The sequence below is a fragment of the Actinosynnema sp. genome (assembly GCF_052038725.1).
On record NZ_JBQGCX010000176.1, the window covers coordinates 1 to 2650 of the forward strand.

Annotated in this window: 2 protein-coding genes; both read left to right on the plus strand. The window is 69.2% G+C overall.

What is annotated here, in order from left to right:
- The coding region (locus ACTUAL_RS03275) for an extracellular catalytic domain type 1 short-chain-length polyhydroxyalkanoate depolymerase (RefSeq protein WP_440899223.1) at window positions 1-1270 on the plus strand (1270 nt) is incomplete at its 5' end.
- Window positions 1271-1610: 340 nt separating this feature from the next.
- Window positions 1611-2650: pectate lyase family protein (locus tag ACTUAL_RS03280; protein WP_440899224.1), on the plus strand; the 1040-nt coding region annotated here is incomplete at its 3' end.

Sequence of the window (2650 nt, forward strand, 5' to 3'; positions counted from 1 at the left end):
CGCGCTCACCGCACTGGCGGCGATCGCCGCCCCCACCCCGGCCTCGGCGGCGACGCTGACCCAGGTGACCAACTTCGGCGCCCACCCCAGCAACCTGCAGATGTACCTGTACGTGCCGAACACCGTGGCGGCCCGGCCGGGCCTGCTGGTGGCGGTGCACTACTGCACCGGCAGCGGCCCGGCGTTCTACTCCGGCACCCAGTACGCGGCCCTCGCCGACCGGTACGGCTACATCGTCATCTACCCGTCGGTGACCCGCAGCAGCAAGTGCTTCGACGTCTCCTCCCCGCAGGCGCTGCGCCGCGACGGGGGCAGCGACCCGGTGGGCATCAAGTCGATGGTCGACTACGTCCGGTCCCGGTACGCCGTCGACCCGAACCGGATCTTCGCCACCGGCACCTCGTCCGGGGCGATGATGACCAACGTCATGCTCGCCAACTACCCGGACGTGTTCGCGGCGGGCGCCCCGTTCGCGGGCGTGCCCGACGGGTGCTTCGCCACGACGGACGGGTCGCTGTGGAACAGCGCCTGCGCGAACGGCACCGTGCTCAAGACCCCGGCCCAGTGGGGCGACATCGCCCGCTCGGCGTACCCCGGTTACACCGGGCCGAGGCCGAGGGTGCAGACCTGGCACGGCACGCAGGACGACACGCTGCGGTACCCGAACTTCGGCGAGCAGATCGACCAGTGGACCAACGTCCACGGCCTGTCCACCACCCCCACCGCCACCGACTACCCGCAGCCGAACTGGACCCGCACCCGCTACGGCGACAAGGTGGAGGCCATCTCGCTGCAGGGCGTCGGGCACAACCTGATGGCGTCGGGGATGGGGCAGCGCGTGATCGAGTTCTTCGGCCTGAACAACCCCGGCCCCGGCCCGACCACGACGACCACCACGACCACGACCACCACGACCACCACCACCACCACGACCACGCCCCCGAACCCGAGCGGCGCCTGCCGGGTCGGGTACTCGGTGAACGCCTGGAACACCGGCCTCACCGCGAGCATCACGATCACCAACACCGGCAGCGGCGCGGTGGACGGCTGGACCCTCGCGTTCACCCTGCCGTCCGGGCAGCGCGTGACGTCCGGCTGGAACGCCACGTTCAGCTCGTCCGGCGGTGACGTGACCGCCACCAACGCCTCCTACAACGGAGCCCTGGCGCCCGGCGCGTCCACCACGATCGGCCTCCAGGCCACCCACACCGGCGACTCCGGGAAGCCGAACGCGTTCACCCTCAACGGGGCGGCCTGCACCACCACCTGACCCGAGCCACCACAAGACCGGGACCGCGTCGGCACCCCCGCCGGCGCGGTCCCGCCGTGTCGGGGGAAGTTGTTTTCCGCCGCCGCCACCGCCGTTCCGAGTTCACGTACCGGAACACGTCGTTCAGGTGCGTGACCGCCCCCGAAAACCTTTCCCCGCCCCCGCTGTCCGCATTCGTGAATGAACGCCGTCCCGGATTGACACGGTCAAGACCCGCCTCTAGCTTCGGGGCAAGCGCTTTCCGACACGTGTCGACTGATTCTTCCCGAAACCGGGGCGACGCCGCCCCCCGGTCGATCGCCGCTGAACCACCCCATCCTTCGACGACGCAGGAGATGGAATGAAGCGATCAGCCGTCCGGCGAATCCCCGCGGTCGTGGCCGCGCTGCTCGTCTCGACCACCGCGGGCGCCGCCCTCACCACCGGGTCGGCCTCCGCCGCGGGCGCCGCGACCGGGTACGCCTCCGCCAACGGCGGCACCACCGGCGGCCAGGGCGGGGCGGTGGTCCGGGCCACCACGGGCACCCAGATCCACCAGGCGCTGTGCGGCCGGGCCAGCACGAGCACCCCCATCACCATCGAGGTGCAGGGGACCATCAACCACGGCAACACCAGCAAGGTCTCCGGCAGCTGCGACACCGCCGCCGGGGTCGTCGAGCTCAAGAAGATCAGCAACGTCACGATCATCGGCGTCGGCTCCGGCGCGGTGTTCGACCAGATCGGCATCCACATCCGCGAATCCCGCAACATCATCATCCGGAACGTGACGATCCAGAACGTCAAGAAGTCCGGATCGCCCACGTCCAACGGCGGCGACGCCATCGGCATGGAGCGGGACGTGCGCAACGTGTGGGTCGACCACGTCAACCTGATCGCCTCGGGCGGCGAGTCGGCGGGGTACGACGGGCTTTTCGACATGAAGGACAACACCCAGTACGTGACCCTGTCCTACAGCACCCTGCGCAATTCCGGTCGCGGCGGTCTGGTCGGTTCCAGCGAGAGCGACCGCTCGAACAGCTTCATCACCTACCACCACAACCTGTACCAGAACATCGACTCCCGGACCCCGCTGCTGCGCGGCGGCACGGCGCACATGTACAACAACAACTACGTGAGCCTGAACGAGTCCGGCATCAACTCGCGCGCGGGCGCGAAGGCCAAGGTCGAGAACAACTACTTCAAGAACTCCCGCGACGCCCTCGGCACCTTCTACACCGACGAGGCAGGCTACTGGCAGGTCAGCGGGAACACGTTCGACAACGTCACCTGGTCCACCCCGGACGACGAGACCAACCCGGCGGGGCCGAACCCGCAGTCCACCACCTCGGTCACCGTGCCCTACAGCTACCGGCTCGACCAGACGAGCTGCGTGCCGACCAT